We start from the raw sequence: 20,718 nt of genomic DNA, 5'->3' as shown, positions 1-20,718 counted from the left end.
ATGTGCGGGGGCGTGTCTATGGCAATGCAGAGGTTTATGGCAAGGCTGTAATCACACGATATGCAAAAATTTATGACCATGCTTGTGTCTATGACAGTGCTCATGTAGCAGGGAATGTTTATGGCAAAGCTCATGTGAGTGGTTGCGCCCGTGTTTATAGCAATTCCCATATTTATAATCATGCGCGCGTTTCTCATGATGCTTTTGTTTATGATCATGCAAGGATCTATGGTCATTCAAAGGTTTCTGGGTCTGCTTGTATTTACAGCAGTGCAAAAATTTATGGACAAGCTGCTATTAAAGGCTTTGCAAAGATTTATGGCAAGGTTTATGGCAATGCTATAGTGAGTGGGCGTGCCGCGATTTATGGCTCTGTTTATGGGAATGCGAAAATCTCTGGTTATGTCAAAGTCTGGGGTCGTGCCTATGGTCGAGCAAAAATAGATATACAAAGTAAGATAAAATTGGTTCCTGATAATTATGAGGTCTATAAGAGTGATGAGGTTGTCAAGATTGAGAAATAGAACAAATAACAGGCCTATGAGGCGCCTTCTTTATCGCTATAAACGCATTATAAGATGCATTCCTTAAAACGTCTCATAAAAGAGAGAACTCCAAAAAAGAAAGCCGTGCCAATTGATATGACGCGGCTTTCAAATTTTGATTCTAATGATAAAAAATAATCATACATAATGGAATACGACAGACCACTGAGTTATTGATGTTATAAAGGCTGAATGGTGGGCGTGACAGGGATTGAACCTGTGACCCCTACGATGTCAACGTAGTGCTCTCCCGCTGAGCTACACGCCCATTCATCGATGTTGCATACACCATATAGAATGACAAACGTCAATGTTTAATTTCATTTTCTCTTAAAAACAGATACAAATAATTTAGAAAGACGTCTTTTTAAGCAGCAATAAGGATCTTTTCAACTTCATTGACAAGTTCACGTAAGTGAAATGGCTTAGAGAGAACTTTTGCATCGGGAGGAGCATCACTATTTGAATTGAGTGCAACCGCTGCAAAACCTGTAATGAACATGACTCGTAAATCAGGGTCAATCTCAGTAGCGCGTCGTGCCAGTTCGATTCCATCCATTTCTGGCATTACAATGTCAGTCAGGAGAAGAGAAAATGGTTCTTCTTGTAAACGTTCGTATGCGCTAATACCATTATCGAAATCGGCAACTTCATAGCCTGCACGTTCTAGGGCTTTTACGAGAAAGCGACGCATATCGTTATCATCTTCTGCGAGCAGGATTCGTTTCATGATTGTGTTCCAATGGCTCCATTTGTAAGAGTTTTTGCCACACCGATTATACAATATAGAGTATTTATAAAAAAGATGGGAAAATACTCATAATTGAAATGAATGGCAAAATGGTTAATTCTTTATTCTTATTCAAAATACAACATATTCGTTGTGAGTTGGTTAAATTCGGAATATATGTGAATTAAAAAAAGAAGAGATGATTTAAAACTTTTAAAATGATTCATTGCTATTTTTTTAAAATTATCTATTTTTTACCAGAACTCCATTAAAAAAAATTATAAAAACCGTTGCTGTAGGGATTCTTTATATTAGAAAATTAGAAGAATTTTATGTTAATTTATTGTTTTTAAAAGATTATTCTAAAAAAATATAATTCTTATAATTATTTGTTTTTATAGAAACTAGCAAATAAATGTTATAAATAATTTTTATTTTTAAATTTTTTATATATCAAGAATAGTATTTTGATGTCTTATTTATAAAAGATTTATAATGATGTATTAAAATAATTTTTTTATGTTTATTTTATTTAGTTACTTATAATGGTAATAATATTATTATCGTTTGATATGATAACATAATTTGTATATTTGTTATTTTTGTTATGAGTTATGATGAATATTTATTTCATAGGTTGCTTATAAAGTCTATAAAACGAATCATATAAGTGGTTAGAAAATGAAATCCATTATAGAACGATGTTGCTCATGGGAATTTTTGCTTTTGTTGAAAAGAAATGGAAGTTAAGGTTTTGTATTATTTCATTGATGTATTATCGCAGATAAATGCATCAAATGCCGCCCAAAATTGTTTTTTATAATCTTCGTTATACATAATTGTATCAAGTTCAGCGCCTGTAATAGTAATACTCTCTGTCAAACGGGTGTGTTGGCATAATTCCCGTACTTCAATGTTGTTGGCAAGATTGTTTTGATTAGCGAGAATAAAGAGTGTTGGAATTTGTAAATGTCCGTGGCCTATATTTTTCTTCACAAAATCAATCGCATTAAATACCGAAGCCATCCATTGGGATGTTGGAGGCTTAATGGAATGGAATAGCCCTTGATGTATATGCCTTAACTGTATATTTTTTATATTTGTTTTTTTTAATTTTTTTCCTTCTTTCAATGGTATAAAACCAAGACCTATATCAGAAAGAAATTGTGTTAATTTATGTTGTAAACCATTCGTTTTATTGCCGAATGGAGCAAAAAGGGGGGAAATACAGAGCAATCTGCTAAACTTATGATTAATGAGATCTAAGCCGCTAAGGGCTATCAATCCTCCCATACCATAGGCGAGCATAGAGTAAGGGGGGGGACAAGTAGGATAAACAATATTTTTAAGAAATTCATATAAGTCATTAATATCATTATTTATATCAAAGTAATAATGACGGCTTTTTTTTGTTGTTGTGAAGGATATTTTTTTTTGATCAAACCAGTCAAATATTGCTGTATGAAAACCGCGTTTAGAAATTTCATTTATGGGTAAAAAATATGTTTCTAAAGCATTTGTATTGTTTTCAAGAATAACAATTGTTCCCTTGGATTGTTTTACCTCAGGATATGTTGTTGCAAAACGAATTTCGCGATCTATTGATATTTTAAGGGTACCATAATGGATATTAGGAGGAGTGGAACTCCAGTCTATTGGATGAAGAGGTGTTTTCAATTGAAATCCTTTAAGTGTATTTGCCGCTGAGTTCAACATGAGATAATGAGAGGGCTTTGTGATATTTATGTAATGATGAAGAAGGATTAAGAAAGGGGTAAGTTGTTTTTTAGATAGTTTTTGTCAATTCAGGTATAAAAGAGTTGAAATAAGAGAAAACGATTACCAAATAATACAATGTGGTCGCCATGATGGGTCCACGGATTTACAATTAAGTTTGCCATTTGGGAACTTTGTGAATCAATTATAAATTGTAGTCGCTCTAGAGGAGGGCAGTATCATGCGTCAAGTAGACTTTTCACCATTTTATCGTTCCACAGTAGGTTTTGATCATCTTTTTAACTGGTTTGATTCAAGAACACAACCAGAAGAAGTTTCTTCTTATCCCCCTTATAATATTGAACGTTTAACCGAAGATTCTTATAGAATTTCTATGGCTGTTGCAGGTTTTTCTCAAGATGAAATTGATATTGAAACGCATTGTAATCAGCTGATCGTTAAGGGAGATAAAAAACATGAAAAGGATGATGAAGGACGAGAATTTCTTTATCGAGGCATTGCTTCGCGTGCTTTTGAACGACGTTTTCATTTAGCTGATCATGTAAAGGTTATTGGGGCAGAGCTTGGGGATGGGCTCCTTCATATTCAGCTTAAAAGGGAAATGCCAGCTGAATTAAAACCCAAAAAAATAACTGTGCAAACGTCACCATCCATTACAAAAAATGATAATAACGGCATTGTCGCATAAAGAAAACTTAGAAAATATGAAAAATAAATAATTATAAGTTTTTAAAAATAATGCAACGCGAGGCAAAGGTCTCGCGTTTCCTGTATGTTCTCGTGAGAATGAAGATGATTCTCATAAAAACGTTCTCTTCAAATTGATGATAAAAATATTATTGCATACCGTTCTATGTTGAGACACTCATATGAAGCAATTTTGCACTTTCACGGTCTGTTAAAAGAATATCGTTTTCTGTCATTATAATTTTCTTTCAAGAGTAAAAAATGGGAACAAATCATAAGTATTTATTAACCATATTTTCGAATCATTGGAAAGGGATTTAGTCTATAAAAAACAGTATTTTATTATACATTTTCTGATGTGATAATTTATGAGTCTCATTGAGAAAGAATGAGAGAAGAGAGATAGAAAGTTATCCACAGATAATGGGGTATTACACCCCATATCTTAAGCTTGACCTGTAACATAAGCCGCCCATTTATCCATATAAACACGGCGCTGTTCTAAATAATCAGTACGACGATAGGCACGCTCTACTTGCCCCCCGACCGTATGACTTAGAATAGTTTCAGCGACCTCATAGGGGGGCATCGGTTGTTTCAGCAAGCCAATCGCGTAAACTAGAGCGAAAACCATGGGGGCAGGCTTCAAGTTTATTGTCTCTCATATATTGAGCCATACATTTCTCAGCGAGGGGACCGTGACCGGTTGCAGAAAAGAAGAAATCATTACGAGAAAGCAGGCGCGCTTGTTTCAAAATTTCTAATGCTTCTGTTGATAGAGGCACACGAAATTTTGTTGTAGCATCACGCCTTCCTTTCATATTTTCAGCAGGAATAGTCCATATATCTCCATCAATTTGATCTTCACGAATATGACATAAAGGAAAAGCACGAACACCTGTAAAAATAAGCAAACGTAAAGCTAAATTTGTCATGGTTGTTTTTTGACAAAGCGTTTTATAAAAACAGGAACATCTTTCCAATCCATGGCTGGTATATTTTGTGTTTTATGGAGTTGTTTACCTAAGAGCGCGCGTGCTTTTTGTGTTGCTTGTAAATCACATCCAATCCCAAGGCAGCCGCATGTTTGAGAAAAATATTAAGGCGGATGAGTGCTTTTTCTGCTGTTATAGCTTTTGTATGCCAAATAGGGGCAAGGGTATTGCGTATCTCTGTTTGCGTAATTTCTGAAACCGGTAAACAGCCTAATTTGGGAAGAATATAAAGGCGTAAAGGTGTAAACCATTTACCATTTTTACCATCACCTTTTAATTCAGTTTTACGACTTTCAAAAGCATCTATGGCAATATCTTTTAAATAATGAAGATTGCTTATTGCCTCACGCTTTTGTTTCTCACGTTCCTTAATGGGGGCACGACCCTCACGAAGAATAGAACGGCACCCCGTTGCCAATTCACGGGCTTGTTTTAAAGAAACATCTCTTAAAGCACCCAAGCCCATTTCGCGGTGGCGTCCATGAAGGGTATAACGATAAATCCATTGAGCACCACCATCTTTACGCTTATGAAGAAGCAAGCCGGCACCATCATTATATTTGCCAGCCCCCAATGTTGCGACAGACCTTGCATTAAGACGGTTCATAAGGAGCATTTTTACTCCTTTCTTATACAAATTTGATCCACACACTCATCCCGCTTGTTATGTGCAAATGAGTGGTTTTGATTGATTCAAGATAGAGAGATTTGAAATGAGAGAACTTACATTATTCGAAGGTCTAACTCAATATGAATAACGCTAGATTATCATTATAAATCAATGTCTTATCATGTTGAAGAAAAAATCATGGTTGTGTAATTGAAATAAAAAATTTTAAAATAAGCTTATTTTATAGCGTTTAAAAATGGTCGGAGCGGCGGGATTTGAACCCACGACCCCTTGACCCCCAGTCAAGTGCGCTACCAAGCTGCGCTACGCTCCGAATCCGTGTGAAACGATTAAATGACTGTTTCTTTAAAGGCAAGAGAAAAATAAATAGAACAAAATCTAAAATGCTCTTACACTTGCAATTTTTGAAAGTGAAAAATTTCGCCTACCAATAGATTGTTATTCGTTCAAGATAAGTCAAAAATCTGTAAAGTTTTTGTTACTGTTCAAATTGGAGTTCTATAATTAATAGATTTATGCATTTAATTCTTTTTGCAGATTGAGACGAGAGAAGATTTGTAATTTTAGGGGTATCGGGGTAGGAAAGGAACGCCCATAAGTACAGAAGATCTATTTTTTTATCTTATAGGTCATAAAAAAATAAATATTTTTAAAACGTTGGAATTGAATGTATGGTATTGAAACGTTTTTTTTCGTTTAAAGTTTTTATGGTAGAGGTGTTTTTGTGTTTTATGAGGACAAAAAATTGTAAATTCTAGATTATACAATCAAAAATCTTATTTTATGAAGATGTATTTCTATCCTAATAAATTTTTATCTCAATAAAAAGGGTAGGGTGTTTTAATTTATGTCTTGTTGTTTTTCTTCTAAAATACCAGATAGAATATGGTAGAGAAAAAACGTTTAAAGTGTCTATTGAGCTAAGAAAAGAGCAAACGATGAGTCGTTTTTCGGTAATAAGTTTAACACAAGCCGCTGTGAATCGTATTAAAGCGATTATGGATGCAAAAGATGCACGAGGTATTCTTGTTGGGATCAAAAAAGGCGGTTGTGCAGGGATGGAATATACAATTACTCTCGTCAAAGAAGAGGGGATAGATGCGGATGTTGTTGAAGTGAATGGTGCTCGTGTTTTTATCGCGCATGATGCGGTGTTATTTTTGTTAGGAACACAGATGGATTATGAAGTAACAACACTTCGTTCTGGTTTTGTTTTTAAAAATCCTAATCAAGTTTCAGCATGTGGGTGTGGCGAGTCGGTAGAACTCCGTGCTGTTCCTCAAGATCAATATAAAACGAATCGAGCTTCGTGAAATTATCCAAGCTTAAAGAAATTATTATTGAGAAATTTTAGGTGTCTTGTTCTTTTGGAGATAAGAGATCTGATATTTTTTATTGTTCATTTTTAGCTTGCTTCCAAAGTGCTTCCATTTCATTTAAGGAGGCGTCAGTGAGTGTTTTAGATTGAGTGGATAACTTTTCTTCAATATAGGCAAAACGATTTCGGAATTTTGTATTTGTCTTTTTTAATGCTTTTTGTGAATCAATTGCTAAGTGACGTGCGAGATTAACAAGAATAAAGTAGAGATCTCCAAATTCTGCCTCTATTTCTAATTTTTTTTTATTTTTGATGGCTTCTTTGAGTTCTTCCAGTTCTTCTTCTATTTTTGCAAAAACTTTATCACTTTCTTGCCAATCAAAACCCACTCTAGCTGCTTCTTCTTGTAAAGCAAAAGCCTCTTGGTCTGCTGGCTGGATCGGTTTTATTTTTGCAAGAATACTTGAATTGTTGTTTTTTTCTTTGCTCAATTTCTCTCGTTCAGCCCGTTCTTCTTTTTTTATATATTCCCACTCTTCTTTCATAAACCCTCGTTTTTTTTGTTCGTTATTTCCAAAAACGTGAGGATGGCGGCGAATCATTTTTTCCGTAATTGCATAAACAACATCTTCAAAAGTAAAGCTACCTTCTTCTTGTGCAATGGTAGCATGATAAACAACCTGTAAAAGAAGGTCCCCAAGTTCTTCACAGAGATCTTTTTGGTTTTTTCGTTCAATGGCGTCGATGACTTCGTAAACTTCTTCCAGCATATAAGGTATGAGAGATTTAGAAGTTTGTTTTTTATGCCAGAGACAACCATTATCAGGATTGCGTAAAGCAGTGATAATTGCGGTGAGATCTTTTATATTTTTTGAGGCTAACATTTGTACTTCCTCTGTAAGCAATAGAGCTTATGTTAGATGTCCCAACGTCTATGTAACCACATCCATTGTCCGGGATATTCACGAACCCAATTTTCAACAATATCATTTAATTTTTGCGTAGAAGCAGCGATATCGATATCATTATTTTCATCACATGGAAGTTCTACACGTTCATATAATTCTAAACGATGACGTCCTCCAGGCAGACGAATACAACGTGCTGGGTAAATATCACAGTTATATTGTCGTGCAAGCTTTATAATTAAGGGATTTGTTTTAAGAGGTCTGTTAAAAAATGTTCCCATGATACCGCGGTGAAATTTTTGATCAACGAGCATACCAACATTTTCACCTTCTGCTAATTTACCTGCTAATGCCCATGCTGCACCAGCTTTTGATGGAACAAGATGTCCCATAGAAGTTTGTCGGGCTTTAAGAACTCGTTTGGCAACATAAGGATTATTGGGTGGTCTAAATAAGACCGTAACATTCAGATCAAAACTTTGTGCACAAATAGGCAGAAGTTCAAAATTTCCAGTATGCGCTGTGAAAAAAATGTGTGGCCTTTTTTCATTTTTTAATCGTTCAAAGATTTCAGCTCCTTTAACTTCAATAAAACCTGGCTCATCCGCATGAGGATCAAAATCAAAAATTTTATCAAGAAAAATATATTCGGCTAGGAAGCGTCCTATATTTTCCCACATTTCGATTGCAATCTCGTAGCGTTCTTGCTCTGTTTTTTCTGGATATGCCTTCCTAAGGTTTGCAAGTGTTATTTGATGACGATGTACGAGGGGACCAATTTTTTTTGCCAACCAAGAAAAAAGAGAAATTCCCATTTTGGCTGGAAAGCATTTTAGAATAAATAAAGAACCAAAAAGCAGATAAGCCCATAACAAGTAGGATATCTTTTTAGCTATAACTTTAATACTATAGATGAGATTTTTAAGAGAAAGTTTCATCATGATTTAATTGATTTTAAGAATAATTTTACCAAAAATATCACGGCTCTCCATTCGTTTTAAAGCTGTATCAATTTCATCAAGACCAACAATTGTATCAATGACAGGGTGTACAGCTTTTTGTGCCATTTTTTGCATGGCATTTTTCATATTTTCCATACGGCAGCCAAATGAACCAAATATTTTCAGTTGTTGTTGAAATAATTGCATGAGATTTATTGATGCTGAAACACCAGAGGTAGAACCGCAAGTTACTAAACGTGCTCCTTTTTTCATACACAACAAAGAACCGTTCCATGTATCGACCCCAACATGCTCAAAAACGACGTCAACACCTTTTTTTTGGGTTAATTTGCGCACTACACCTTCAAAACGATCTTTACGATAATTAATCACATGATCTGCTCCAAGAGACTGTGCTTTTGCAATTTTTTCATCTGAACCTACCGTCGTGATAATGGTACATCCCATATGTTTTGCAAGTTGAATGGCAGCAGAGCCAATACCGGAACCACCAGCTTGTATCAGGATTGTTTCTCCTGCTTGTAGTTTTGCATTATCGAAAAGCATATGCTCTACGGTACCAAAAGTAATTGGAGCGACAGCAGCTTGGAGTTCATCACATTGGGGAGGTGCTGGAACCAATAAACGCGCGGGTAAATTGACAAGCTCACAAGCAAATCCATCAAGATGAAAACCATAGACTCCTTTTACATCCGTGCAAAGATTATCCCGTCCTTCACGACAAGCTTGACATACCCCACAGGTTTGTGCTCCATAAATTGAGACAATCTGTCCAAGTTGAAGATTTTCAATGTTATCTCCTACTTGTATAACCTCACCGGAAGCTTCTGCACCAATGATGAGGGGCATTTTTCTTTTCGCGAAAGCCATCCCACGCCAGCCCCATACATCAATATGATTAAGAGCAACAGCTTTGATCCGTACTGTTACTTCATCTGGTCTAGGTGAAGGTGGTGAGGAAATATTGGTGATTTCAAGCTGACGTTCATTTAGCAATTGTAGCGCACGCATTATTATTCCCCTTCAATTGATAATTGCTATTGCTTCAGTATGATTGACTTTGGTCAGTATGGAAAAGATTATCCTTTATAGGCTGTGAGAACAAGACTCGTATTTTGACCACCAAATCCAAATGAGTTTGACAAAACCGCATTGACCTTGGCTTTACGGCTATGATGAGGAACAACGTCTAAAGGGATAGAAGGGTCAGGGTTATCGTAATTTATTGTAGGTGGAAGTATCCCCGATTGAATGGTTAAGAGCGAAAAAACAGCTTCTATAGCTCCAGCAGCCGTTAAAGTATGTCCAATCATTGATTTATTAGAAGAAACTGGAATATGCTCTAGAATATCACCGAAGACTGTCGATAACGCAAGATATTCCATTTTTTCATTTTCAGGTGTTGAGGTTCCATGAGCATTAATATAGTCAATTTCATGGATGGTTATTTGTGCATCATTTAAGGCTTTGCGAACGGATCCAATGGCTGGTGATGCATCGGGTTTTGAACGTGTACGGTGAAAATCATCGGCCGTTTCTCCACAGCCTGCTACAATTCCTAAAATTGTAGCATTCCGGTTTAGTGCACTTTGAAGAGATTCAAGAACAAGAGCACCTGAGCCTTCTGCCATAACAAATCCGTCTCGATCTCGGCTGAAGGGTTTTGCTGCTTTTTCTGCAGGTTCATTTTGAGTGGAAAGAGCAGAAAGTAATGAAAAGCGAATAAGAGATTCTGCTGAAACGGATCCATCTGTCGCAATGGTAAGAGCCCGATTTGTTTCGCCTCGTCGAATAGCTTCAACACCTAATTGAATTGCTGTCGCACCAGATGCACAAGCCGTGGAAAGTGTAACAGGAAGTCCCTTTGTGCCAAACGTTTTTTGCAGTTTTTCTGCAATGGCACCAAATTGTGTGGTTTCAAAAAGTGCTTCATGCTGTTTATGCTTACAAATTCTAAGAAGATGTGCATAAGAAGGCTCATTATTGAATTCTTCCTCTTGATCAAGACTAAAACGTGCTTGCCATTCAAGCTCAACAGGAGGTGCAGCTAAAAAGAGTGGCCCATTAAAATTTGTTTTATCAAGAGCAGCTTGTTCTAAAGCCTCTTCAGCAGAAAGATGTGCAAGCTTTTCAGAAAGAGCCGAAGCGCCAAGCGTACTTTCTTTGAGAAAATCAATTGTCCCAGCAATATATGTATTTAATCCTTCAACAGGAAAACGCGTTATTTTATGGATGCCGCTTACACCATTTGTTAATTTTTGCCAATTTTCATGTTTTCCTTGTCCTAGTGATGTAACAACGCCAGTTCCAGTTATGGCTACAAGTGGACGTCCAAAATGATCATGATATTTCACAATAGAAATTCCCCTTCAAACAGCCGTAAGACGTACAACACCTTCAGCTCTTTTTATACCAATAGTTGTAACAAATATTTCATGGACTTCCTTAGAAAAAGGTTTTTCATGAGGACTTAACGCTGGAAAACAGTGTTTCTTTTCAATTGAAAGTGCTGCAAGGGCAAGTGCTAAAGGAAGCTGTGCTTCTCGCATATAACCGAATAATGTTGTAATACCTCGGTAAGAGAGATCGGCATCATCAAGAGCATTTTGCTCTGCTTTTGTCGCTTCGTGAGCACCTGATGCTGCTGAAATGACTAAGGAACTTTTAGCGCCCACTGTTTTTAACATTGTTGCAATTGATTTCTTAAGCGGCGTTTTGGTTCTATCTGTTTGGTCTGTAATAATTTGGCTAATTTCAGCATAAGCACGTGCGTTACGTTTTTTTGCATGTTCACCACTTTCAAGAACTAGAAAGACACCGCCAGAACCGGTGATAATACCACCACCTGGGCGAATTTTACGATCCCACACCGAGCTCCATCCATTATGGGTTAAAAGACCACCAAGTTCATGGGCCAACAACATATCATAACTTTGTGCATTATAGGAACTTCCTACAAGAGCATGGGTACTTTGTCCTGATTTAATACGGGCTACAGCAATTTGAAGTGAAGAAAGTCCACTGCCTTCTTCTCCCATAAATGTGCGAGATGATCCAGTAACTTTATGAACGATTGAAATGTTTCCCGCTAGAAGATTTGAAAGTTGTGCCAAAAATAATGTTGGACGAAGTTCGGTTGAAAGTGCAACATTTAACATAGAGGCATGATCTGTGACTTCACGTGCTTTAGAAAGAAGCTGCGTATCAACAGTGATATCGCGTTCTCCTCCACTTGCTGCTACGATCATGTCCATTGTTGACGTGAATTGTTCATTATTTTTCATGCCGGCATCATCAAGAGCAAGACCAGCTGCATAGGTACCAAGACGTTGCCATATTCCCATTTGCCGTTGATCACTTTTTTTAGGAATTTGTAAATTCCAATCAATTTCAGGCAATTTATGAACTGTGTAGGGCGAAAAAGTTGAACAATCTAGGTTTGGTGTACAGATCGGATCATTTAAGAGTTTCCAATGTTGATCAGTTCCTTCCCCCAGAGAGCTTATGAGACCTATACCAGTGATGAATACAGATTGATCATACATAGTGAAAAAATTACTCCGCCTCTTTCAAGGCAACGAGATCATCAATTTTTGCACAAAGATTTTTGAGAACAAAGTATTCTTCTGTAGCAACTGTACCTTCATTAACTTCTTGCGTCCATTGTTCTAAGGGGACTTTTATTCCGAAAGCTTTATCAATAGCAAAAACAATATCAAGAAAATCAAGACTGTCGATTCCCAAATCATCAATTGTATGACTTTCAGGTGTGATTGTATTGCGATCAATTTCACTGATTTCTGCAATAATATCAGCAACTTTATCAAACGTGGAAGGCAATGTATGGATTCCTTATTATAGAGTTAGCAAATTCAAAATATATTTAATATTATTCTTCTAGCCTTTTTTCTCTTTTAAAAAAAGCCTTAATCCAGAATATAACTGTCTTTTCTAGAAAAGAAAGAGCGTTTACAGTATGTGAAATACTATATCTCAATATTTAAAAAACTTTGAAGTTTTATTGCACATTTATTTTACGAGCTTATTTTTTCTATTTGCTGCAAGGACGGCAAGGGCTGTTATATTAACAACACCTCGTGAAGTTACTGAAGGCGTTAGTATATGAGCGGGACGTGCGGCCCCTATTAAGATAGGACCAACATGGAGTGCATTTGTGAGGCTTTTAACAGTGTTGAGCGTGATGTTGGCTGAATCAAGAGTTGGAAAGACAAGCAAATTTGCTTCACTTTTGAGACGAGAATCAGGAAAAACACGATCACGAAAAACTTTGGAAAGGGCAGCATCGCCATGCATTTCACCATCTGCCTCTAAATGAGGGTGTTCTTTGGCAAGAATTTCTGTTGCACGGCGCATTTTACGGGCACTTTCTGTGTTTTTAGAACCAAAATTTGAGTGTGATAGTAAGGCTGCTTTAGGTGTTATTCCAAATGCTTCAACTTCTTGAGCAGCCAATACAGTCATTTCAGCGATTTCTTCTGCAGAAGGATTTTCATTAACGTAAGTATCTGTGAGAAAAAGAGTACGCTGTTGAGAGATCAGCAAACTCATAGCAGAAAAACGGTGAACATGAGGATCAAGTCCGATAATTTGTTCGATCAATTCAAGTTGACGTTCAAAACGCCCCTCTAAGCCGCAAATCATTGCATCTGCTTCTTCACGCATGACGGCAAGGGCAGCAATAGCGGTTGTTGATGTTCTCACTATTGTTTTTGCCATTTCAGGCGTAACACCACGTCTTCCTGTATAATGAAAAAATAAATTAACATAATCACGAAAACGTGGATCATCCTCAGGGTTTGTTAATTCAAAATCTATATTAGGGCGAATTTTCAAACCAAAGCGTTTTAATCTTGCTTCTACGACATGTGGACGGCCGATAAGGAGAGGTGTTGCTGTTTGTTCTTCAATGACAACTTGTGCTGCGCGAAGGACGCGTTCATCTTCACCATTGGCATAGATGACACGTTTACGTTTTGCTGTTTTTGCTGCCGCAAAAACAGGCTTCATTGTTAAACCAGAGAGAAAAACAAATCGATTGAGGATATCATAGTAGGCTTCCATATCTTCAATAGGACGAAGTGCGATGCCCGTTTCCATTGCTGCTTTAGCAACAGCGGGAGCAATACGTAATATTAAACGCGGATCAAAAGGAGAGGGGATCAGATAATCTGGTCCAAAATTGGGCGATTCTTTTGCGTATGCACGTGCTACAACATCTGAAGTTTCTTCACGAGCAAGGGCAGCTATCGCATGAACAGCAGCCATTTTCATTTCTTCATTAATTGCAGTCGCACCTACGTCTAATGCACCACGGAAGATATAGGGAAAACAAAGGACATTATTAACTTGATTGGGATAATCAGAGCGCCCTGTACAGATCATCGCATCGGGCCGTATAGAATGTGCTTCTTCGGGCATAATTTCTGGTACTGGATTAGCCAGCGCTAAAATGAGTGGATTTTTAGCCATTCTTTTAAGATATTCAGGCCTTAAAACCCCACCCGCCGATAAGCCTAGAAAAATATCTGCATCATCAATAATATCAGATAAAGTTCGCGCTTTAGTTTTTTGTGCGTAATTGACTTTCCAACGATCCATGAGAGTCTTGCGCCCTTCATAAACCACGCCCTCTAAGTCGCTAAGCCAAATGTTTTCAGATTTTGCCCCAAGACGGACCAAAAGGTTAAGGCAAGCAAGGGCGGCAGCACCTGCACCTGAGGTAACTATTTTTGCATTTTCAATTTTTTTTCCTGAAAGATTTAAGGCATTTAATACAGCCGCAGAAACAATAATAGCCGTCCCATGTTGATCATCATGAAAAACTGGAATATTCATCTTAGTACGCAGCTTTTCTTCGATTTCAAAACATTCAGGAGCCTTAATATCTTCAAGATTAATACCACCAAATGTAGGTTCTAAGGTAGATACCGTTTGTACCATTTGTTCTATATCGGATGCATCAATTTCAATATCAAAAACATCAATATTGGCAAATTTTTTGAATAAAACGGCTTTACCTTCCATAACTGGCTTTGAAGCGAGTGGGCCAATGTTTCCTAAACCAAGAACAGCTGTTCCATTTGATATAACAGCGACTAAATTAGAACGAGATGTATATTGAGCAGCAAGATTGGGATCTTTATGAATTGCAAGACATGGTGCTGCAACGCCTGGAGAATAAGCAAGAGCTAAATCACGTTGATTATCAAGAGGTTTTGTTGCTTGTATTTCCAATTTCCCAGGTTTGGGGTGTTGGTGATAAAAAAGTGCAGCACTGTCAAGTTCAGCTATTGGTAAACTGAAATTACTCTTTCGTTCTCTAGACATTTTTATGATATCCAAGTTAGTGTGTGTTTATATGAGTGTTCCATCTACGATAAGGTTTTGTCCACTAATAGATCCTCATTTCTCTGAATACCAAAATGCATGAGCATGAGAAAATTCTTCCAGATCGTAAAACCAGTTTGATGTTTTTTTTCATTTATGCGCATAAATAATTTTATCGACAGCAGCACGTTTGTTTTCTTTCCTTAATAAAGTGCGTAAAAATTGATGAGTCTACAAACAAATAAAATATTTAATAATGCTTACATTACCAAGCCATTATTGTTTTTGCAATGCTCACAAAATAAGGAAAGAACAGAAGAGCGTTTACGGTTCATTTCATTTGCTTTTTATAAAATATATATTTTATAAAAAGTTCTATACGGATCTAGAAGAATTTTAAAACAGAAATTTGGAAGTTATAGACTGTTTGTTCAGCTCTTTATAAGAAAATGGGAACTTTAAAAATGGAAGTGTGTTGTTTATTGTTCAATTGAATTACTAATCGTTTAGAGCTGTATTTTTTATATACTGGTAAGTCATGTGTTATAATAAACAAAGATGTCACTTAAAAAAACTTATGGTGCACATTTTATACATGATTTATATATTCTGTCTAGCACATTACTTTATAATTTAGAATGAAATATCTCATATGTTGAATGGGAAATTTGGATACAATAAGATTCATCCATTCCAAATTTGTCTATATAATAAAAAATGTTTACTTATATATTTCAAACGAGAATAATATGTGGATAAAAAACCTTTAAGAAAGAAATAGAGATATTTCTTATGAGCTATTTTAATAAAAAGCACAAAAAATTTTGAGAATTAGCAAATAAAATAATGTTATCGGTTTTGTTTCTTTATAAAACTATAAAAAAATAAAAGGATTAAATGGAGGATAAAGAAGTAGAAAATATGTTTTATCATTTTTAAGAATGATAGGCTGTTGAATAAGTTATTATACTTTCTTTAGTGTTATCACTTAGGTTATCAAAGAAAAACGCGTGCCAATTACCAGTCTTTGAAGTACAAAGCTCTAAGTTGATTGCAAAGCATTCTGTGATGAGCAATTAAGATAACTGTAAAAAGAAAAGTGAAAAAATATTTTCTCCACTCTTCTTATCTTCTATTGGATTCGTCCACTTGCATGAGCAAGCATGGTATAAACTTTTCCTGTATCTGATATCAGGTATTTGCGAACTGAGTTGGAAGAACCAGAACTGCGTGATATATCACGTAAGAGCTTTTCGAAATCTGAAACATATTGATTCACTGAACGTTTAAACTCAAAATCGCTCATATATTTTTTCTTAATCATTTCAAATATTGTTTTTCCATTCAAGGTATAAAGGTACTCCGTTACGATGTTTTTTTGGCCACGTTGATAATGATCCCATAGATCAACAATGGCATTATGATTAATCGCTTGCACGATACCTGATGCTAACGCGTTAAGAGAACTGTTTGTAGGACGTGGTTTTGTTTGAACTGATGTTAAAACAGCATCATTTGAGGTTTCATCATAAAATGTTTCTTCACGTGAAGCTCTTTCTAAGAGATTTGATACCCATTTATTGGGTCTTTTTTTGTTTTGATCTTGTTGCAAAACAGGTTTAGGGGGTATGATTTTTTTAATAGGCTCAGGGGAACTCTCACTTCTCTTATTAAGCATTGAAGATGGAGGAAATGCTGATATTAACTGTTCTTTTGCACCCTTTTGATCATGTTGTATAACACTGACGAGATCTTTTAATGCTGTAATTTGCTCATTCAAAGCTGTACGAATTGTTTGCGTTGTTTCTTTTGTTTTTTCAGGAAGCTGTTTAGCATTTTCATGAATATCATTATTAATCTTTGAAAGCTCTAAACGAACTTCATCCGCGGAGCGACGTATATCTTCTGCTGCTTCTGAAAAACGCGTTGACGCTTCACTAATAAGCCCATTAAGGGATTGTTGAAATGAATCTGTGGCGTTACGCGCATTTTTATCAGAGCGCTCAAGGGCTAAGTTGAATATTTTTTCGTAATGCTCAATCATTTGATTAATTTCATGAGACTTTGAAACAAGAGCATCACTTAATGTAGAAAGTGTATTATGTTTTTCTTCAAGTGTTGCACTGAGTGAATTTTCAGACTGTTCAAGAACATGAATAGTTTGGGAAAGTGTTTTCGCATGTTCACCAAAACTGTTCGTTATATGATTAATTTGTTCAAAGGTGTTGTTTGAAAGTCCTTGTAGAATTTCAACATTATTATTAAGAGTTTGATTTGAGGCTGATAAACGCTCCGCTACTTGATTTGTATTGCGGAAAAAATTATTCGTAGTTTCATTAAACTGACCATCAATATTTTGAACGGCTGATAATAAAACATTACTATTCTCTTGGAAGCTGTAAATTGATTGATTCAACTGCTGTAAGATGGATGAGACATTATTAACAAGCTCTTCCTTCATAGCTGTTACTGTTTGAAGTGTTTCAGAGTTCGCTTTGTTCAAGCTATTCACTAAAGATTCACTATGTGCATAAATTCTTTGTTCTGCATCTTGTGTAGAGAGAGAGAGTTGTTCACCGATATGTTGTGTTAGAGAATCAATAGATTCTGTCGTGCTTTGTGCTGCTTGATTTAAGTGATTTGTCAGATCTGTTATTTTTCCAACGTGTTCTGAAATTTGTGTTGCTGTCTGATTCTTCGCATTTTCCAGACGGCTTGTTACATCAGAAAGCTGATATCCTAAATTATCTTTAAGACTTTGCATAGAATAATGAAGAACATCACAACGTTCATTAAGGACTTGCTCTATTGTGGTTGTTGATGTGTGAATTGCTTCATTCAATAATGCTTGTGCATTATGGCTGGCTGTTGTGAAAGCTTCAACAGTATGTGCTGTTTGTTCAGACAAAACAGACAGAACTTTTTCACTGGTATCATAAACTGTTTTCTTAACGTTTGATACAATGCGATTGCCCGACTCTGAAAGAATATTTTCAGCTTGTGCGGTAACATTCGTAACAGAAGAGAGAATTTGTTCCCCCGTAGAAGAAAGAATATCAGAAGCTTTTATAATCTCATTATGCAGACCATCCGTGACTGTATTAACAGAATTTTCTAAGCTAACACGCAAATTGTCAACACTGCTTTCCAGCGCTTGTTGAATTATCTGACTTTGCTCATTACTAAGCATGAGAGACGTTTTTAACGTGTCAGAACGTTCCTCAATAACAGATGTTTGTATATCAATAGCCTCACAGACTTGGCTAAATTTTTCAGATAATGTTTCCTCTAGCGTTGTTGTCCGTTCAAAAATTTTATGTGCACAATCTTCTAAATTTGTATCAAATGATTCCATGCGTGTTTCAAGTGTTTCAAAGAGAACACCACTCGATTGAGAGAGAGTATTCTTTAAAATTTCGGCATGGCTTTCGAGGCTTTTGATATGACCTTGAACGGTTTCAGTAATGTTTTTATTATTGGCGATAATTGCACTCTCAACTAAATCTATTTGTTGTTTCAACGCAACATCGACCCGTATATCACTTTTTGCGATAAGGTTATGGATTGTTTCCATGCGTTGCTCGAGTGTGCGTGCTTGATCAGCAAGAACTTCATTGAGAGAAAAGCTATTAATTGCTAAAGAGTCACGCAGAGCATCGGCACGGATATCAATATTTCTCGCTTGAGCTTCTAAAGCATCTTGCGTTGTATTGCAGCTTTGTACAATGACTTCTTGCAGCTTGTTAGTGCATTGAGTGATATTTTCAATGTGATTTTCAGATTGTTTATCAACGAGTAGAGCATTGTCAGTCAAAACTTTTTCAATATGAGAAGTATTTTGGACTAAGATATCAATCTGATTTCTTAATGCATCAGCGATTTTATTCTTCTCATTATCAAGCATATCTGCCATGATGGCTCGTTGATCAGAAAGCTGCAATTTAAAATCTTGTGAACGTTCTTGTATAATATCAACAATGGCATTGTCGACATATTGAATTTCTTCTCTCAGATTTTCTTTACTTTTATCAATTGCAGATAAAATAGTTTCACGTCCATTTATAAATGCATGGGTAATGTCTGCTGTTTTTTCTTGGAGGTTTTCATTTATTTTCAAAATATGAGATTCCAAGAACTTACCAAGTTCTTCCGCATTATCCTCTAAAGCTTGACTACGTTCTATGAAGGAATCAATAATGGAGTTACTGTGTTTTTTTAGAGAAAGATCAACAGTTGCTAAACGTTGTTCAAAGGCTCCAATTGCTTGCGAAGTTACATTATCAAACTCAGAAGAGAGTTTATGCGCTTGGTCCTCAAGCTTTAAAATCTTCTCATCAAAATTCTGTAGAGATTGATTATTGCGATCAAGAAGAGCTTTATCTAAAGCGTTAAACTTTTCATCGACAACGTGCAAAGTTTGATCTGCTACTGCTTGTATATGTGTTGCAATTTTAGCAGCATGCACTTCTGCTTTTGTTGCTGTTTCATTAAAGGTTTTTTCTATTTGTTTTTCATTATGATCAAATTGTTTTGCAAAACTATCAAAGTTTTTTTCTAATTCATCGAAAAATTCTGTATTTTTCTTCTGAATTTGTGTTGTTGTTTTATTAAATTTTTCAACAAGCTGATTTGTTACACTATCACCAGCATAGGAAAGTTTTTCAACAAGGTCTTCACCTTGTTTTTGTAAAGTTTGAGAAAGAGTTTGTGCAAGCTTTTCAACATTGGTTACAATTTTAGAGGAAACCAAGCCAAATTCATCGCTCAGTTGTTCTTGAGTTCCTTTAATCGTTGATTGTACACGATCGGCATGATTCAAGATGGCTATGCGTTCATTACTCAATTCTTTGATGAGTGTATGAATGCGTGATTCATTCTCAGCATAGGCTTGTTCTAGGTTGTGAACTTCACCTTGTATGATTGCTTCAAGTTCAACAGCACGTCCGAGGGTACGTTCAATACCTTCATTCATTGCCGCGACTTCTTCACGAATGGTTTGCCCTATAGCAATAGCTTGTTTTTCAGATAATTGTTGTGGCTCACTAAGGCGTTGTGCAGCATTTGTCATAAGAAGAGCAATATTATGCAATTCGTTCGAACGTTTTGTTAATTGAGCAACGCCCCAAGATATAAGGATAGGAATTGCTGTCCCGGCCGCTACAGCAAGTCCTGTTTGGGATGTCAAAAAAGTGCCGATATTAGACAAGGAACTGAGTCCGGCAGGGGCGAGCTTATGCGCAATAAAAGCTCCTCCTGTTGCCCATAAAGCACTAAGCGCTGTTGTATACCAATAGATTCGAGAGGAAGAACGTTGCCTTAAGTGTCCAGAATTCACAGGGCTTGTTATATCATCATTTGCAGGAAAAAGTTTCGTTGACAATAACGTATTGTGAACCGTTCCCCCTGAAATATCAGATGAAGGTTTTGGAGCAAAAAGCTGCCCAATAACGGATTTGTCAATAACAGCATCATCATGAATATTAGAAACAAAAGTTGAAGGACCATTTTCAGCAAAAAACTCTTCTTCTGCCATTGCAATTTTTTGAATCAAATCGTCAACATTAACAATATTTTCAGAGTTATTGGATGATATTGTTTCAAATGCTGTGTCATCGAAATCAAAGTTCATCGCTTTGGTGAGGGCTTCTTCAACTTCAACTTCAAATGTTTGCAATTTAGTTCTGCGTGCCATACTCGTCTCGTACTCTTACAAAGGGAAAAAGGGATACATGCTCTTCCACATAATTTCCGCATACTAGCTGTTAATTATTTAGAAAGGAATATGCCCAGGAAAAAAAATTGAAAACTTATCAAAATAAAGTTAATGCAGTATCTTATACTCCGTTTAAGAAGGTTT

At 36.2% G+C, this 20,718-nt stretch carries 13 protein-coding genes, 2 tRNA genes and 2 pseudogenes; 3 read left to right on the top strand and 14 right to left on the bottom strand.

Features of this window, described 5'->3' with window-relative positions; all coding sequences use genetic code 11:
* Positions 1-524: hypothetical protein (locus PVV59_RS02480; RefSeq protein WP_273754335.1), on the top strand; the 524-nt coding region annotated here is incomplete at its 5' end.
* A 214-nt stretch (positions 525-738) separates the two neighbouring features.
* On the opposite strand, the gene PVV59_RS02475 is transcribed toward PVV59_RS02480, so the two are convergent.
* The 3 genes from PVV59_RS02475 to PVV59_RS02465 all read right to left on the bottom strand — a co-directional run bounded on the left by PVV59_RS02475 (position 739) and on the right by PVV59_RS02465 (position 2,952).
* Positions 739-813: transfer RNA gene (locus PVV59_RS02475), tRNA-Val, on the bottom strand.
* 99 nt (positions 814-912) lie between these two features.
* Positions 913-1,275, bottom strand: a complete 363-nt coding sequence (cpdR, locus tag PVV59_RS02470; RefSeq protein ID WP_005773448.1) for a cell cycle two-component system response regulator CpdR — start codon at positions 1,273-1,275, stop codon at positions 913-915.
* 759 nt (positions 1,276-2,034) lie between these two features.
* Positions 2,035-2,952: a serine aminopeptidase domain-containing protein gene (locus PVV59_RS02465; RefSeq protein ID WP_273754334.1), complete on the bottom strand. Its 918-nt coding sequence runs from the start codon at positions 2,950-2,952 to the stop codon at positions 2,035-2,037.
* A gap of 280 nt (positions 2,953-3,232) precedes the next feature.
* Here PVV59_RS02465 and PVV59_RS02460 point away from each other — a divergent pair, with 280 nt between their 5' ends.
* Complete coding sequence (locus PVV59_RS02460; RefSeq protein WP_273754332.1) at positions 3,233-3,700, top strand: Hsp20 family protein; 468 nt, start codon at positions 3,233-3,235, stop codon at positions 3,698-3,700.
* Positions 3,701-3,866: 166 nt separating this feature from the next.
* On the opposite strand, the pseudogene PVV59_RS02455 reads toward PVV59_RS02460, so the two are convergent.
* The 3 genes and pseudogenes from PVV59_RS02455 to PVV59_RS02445 form a co-directional block, all read right to left on the bottom strand.
* Positions 3,867-3,935: pseudogene (locus tag PVV59_RS02455) on the bottom strand (DNA-binding protein); the annotation flags it as partial.
* Positions 3,936-4,144: 209 nt separating this feature from the next.
* A pseudogene (locus PVV59_RS02450) lies at positions 4,145-5,310 on the bottom strand (tyrosine-type recombinase/integrase).
* A 251-nt stretch (positions 5,311-5,561) separates the two neighbouring features.
* Positions 5,562-5,638 (bottom strand) — tRNA-Pro (locus tag PVV59_RS02445).
* Between the two features lie 625 nt (positions 5,639-6,263).
* Between PVV59_RS02445 and PVV59_RS02440 the strand changes: the two genes are divergently transcribed.
* Positions 6,264-6,638: an iron-sulfur cluster assembly accessory protein gene (locus tag PVV59_RS02440; protein ID WP_273754331.1), complete on the top strand. Its 375-nt coding sequence runs from the start codon at positions 6,264-6,266 to the stop codon at positions 6,636-6,638.
* Between the two features lie 79 nt (positions 6,639-6,717).
* On the opposite strand, the gene mazG is transcribed toward PVV59_RS02440, so the two are convergent.
* The 8 genes from mazG to PVV59_RS02400 form a co-directional block, all read right to left on the bottom strand.
* Positions 6,718-7,527 (bottom strand): nucleoside triphosphate pyrophosphohydrolase, encoded by an 810-nt coding sequence (gene mazG / locus PVV59_RS02435; RefSeq protein WP_273754330.1) that lies wholly within the window; start codon positions 7,525-7,527, stop codon positions 6,718-6,720.
* Positions 7,528-7,559: 32 nt separating this feature from the next.
* Positions 7,560-8,489 carry a lipid A biosynthesis lauroyl acyltransferase gene (locus PVV59_RS02430; protein WP_273754355.1) on the bottom strand — a complete coding sequence of 310 codons (930 nt, stop codon included), beginning with the start codon at positions 8,487-8,489 and terminating at the stop codon, positions 7,560-7,562.
* A gap of 6 nt (positions 8,490-8,495) precedes the next feature.
* Positions 8,496-9,524 carry a zinc-binding dehydrogenase gene (locus PVV59_RS02425; RefSeq protein ID WP_273754329.1) on the bottom strand — a complete coding sequence of 343 codons (1,029 nt, stop codon included), beginning with the start codon at positions 9,522-9,524 and terminating at the stop codon, positions 8,496-8,498.
* 68 nt (positions 9,525-9,592) lie between these two features.
* The gene (locus tag PVV59_RS02420; RefSeq protein WP_273754328.1) at positions 9,593-10,867 is read right to left on the bottom strand and encodes a beta-ketoacyl-ACP synthase; all 1,275 of its coding nucleotides are present in this window, start codon (positions 10,865-10,867) and stop codon (positions 9,593-9,595) included.
* A gap of 15 nt (positions 10,868-10,882) precedes the next feature.
* Positions 10,883-12,058 carry a beta-ketoacyl-ACP synthase gene (locus PVV59_RS02415; protein ID WP_273754327.1) on the bottom strand — a complete coding sequence of 392 codons (1,176 nt, stop codon included), beginning with the start codon at positions 12,056-12,058 and terminating at the stop codon, positions 10,883-10,885.
* Between the two features lie 10 nt (positions 12,059-12,068).
* Positions 12,069-12,353, bottom strand: coding sequence for an acyl carrier protein (locus PVV59_RS02410; protein WP_273754326.1), 285 nt, complete (start codon positions 12,351-12,353; stop codon positions 12,069-12,071).
* Positions 12,354-12,542: 189 nt separating this feature from the next.
* A complete protein-coding gene (locus PVV59_RS02405; protein ID WP_273754325.1) occupies positions 12,543-14,861 on the bottom strand; it encodes an NADP-dependent malic enzyme in 2,319 nt (772 codons plus the stop codon).
* 1,132 nt (positions 14,862-15,993) lie between these two features.
* A complete protein-coding gene (locus tag PVV59_RS02400) occupies positions 15,994-20,553 on the bottom strand; it encodes a hypothetical protein (protein ID WP_273754324.1) in 4,560 nt (1,519 codons plus the stop codon).
* Between the last annotated feature and the right edge of the window lie 165 nt (positions 20,554-20,718).

The organism is Bartonella sp. MM73XJBT.G (assembly GCF_028618435.1).
Taxonomy (GTDB): domain Bacteria; phylum Pseudomonadota; class Alphaproteobacteria; order Rhizobiales; family Rhizobiaceae; genus Bartonella.
This window is presented reverse-complemented; position numbering and strand designations above follow the sequence as displayed.

Bases quoted from the DNA above. Each gene is read 5' to 3' on its own strand.
- PVV59_RS02430 (WP_273754355.1), bottom strand. From the start codon at position 8,489: ATGAAACTTTCTCTTAAAAATCTCATCTATAGTATTAAAGTTATAGCT.
- cpdR (WP_005773448.1), bottom strand. From the start codon at position 1,275: ATGAAACGAATCCTGCTCGCAGAAGATGATAACGATATGCGTCGCTTT.
- PVV59_RS02425 (WP_273754329.1), bottom strand. From the start codon at position 9,524: ATGCGTGCGCTACAATTGCTAAATGAACGTCAGCTTGAAATCACCAAT.
- PVV59_RS02405 (WP_273754325.1), bottom strand. From the start codon at position 14,861: ATGTCTAGAGAACGAAAGAGTAATTTCAGTTTACCAATAGCTGAACTT.
- PVV59_RS02460 (WP_273754332.1), top strand. From the start codon at position 3,233: ATGCGTCAAGTAGACTTTTCACCATTTTATCGTTCCACAGTAGGTTTT.
- PVV59_RS02415 (WP_273754327.1), bottom strand. From the start codon at position 12,058: ATGTATGATCAATCTGTATTCATCACTGGTATAGGTCTCATAAGCTCT.
- PVV59_RS02440 (WP_273754331.1), top strand. From the start codon at position 6,264: ATGAGTCGTTTTTCGGTAATAAGTTTAACACAAGCCGCTGTGAATCGT.
- mazG (WP_273754330.1), bottom strand. From the start codon at position 7,527: ATGTTAGCCTCAAAAAATATAAAAGATCTCACCGCAATTATCACTGCT.
- PVV59_RS02400 (WP_273754324.1), bottom strand. From the start codon at position 20,553: ATGGCACGCAGAACTAAATTGCAAACATTTGAAGTTGAAGTTGAAGAA.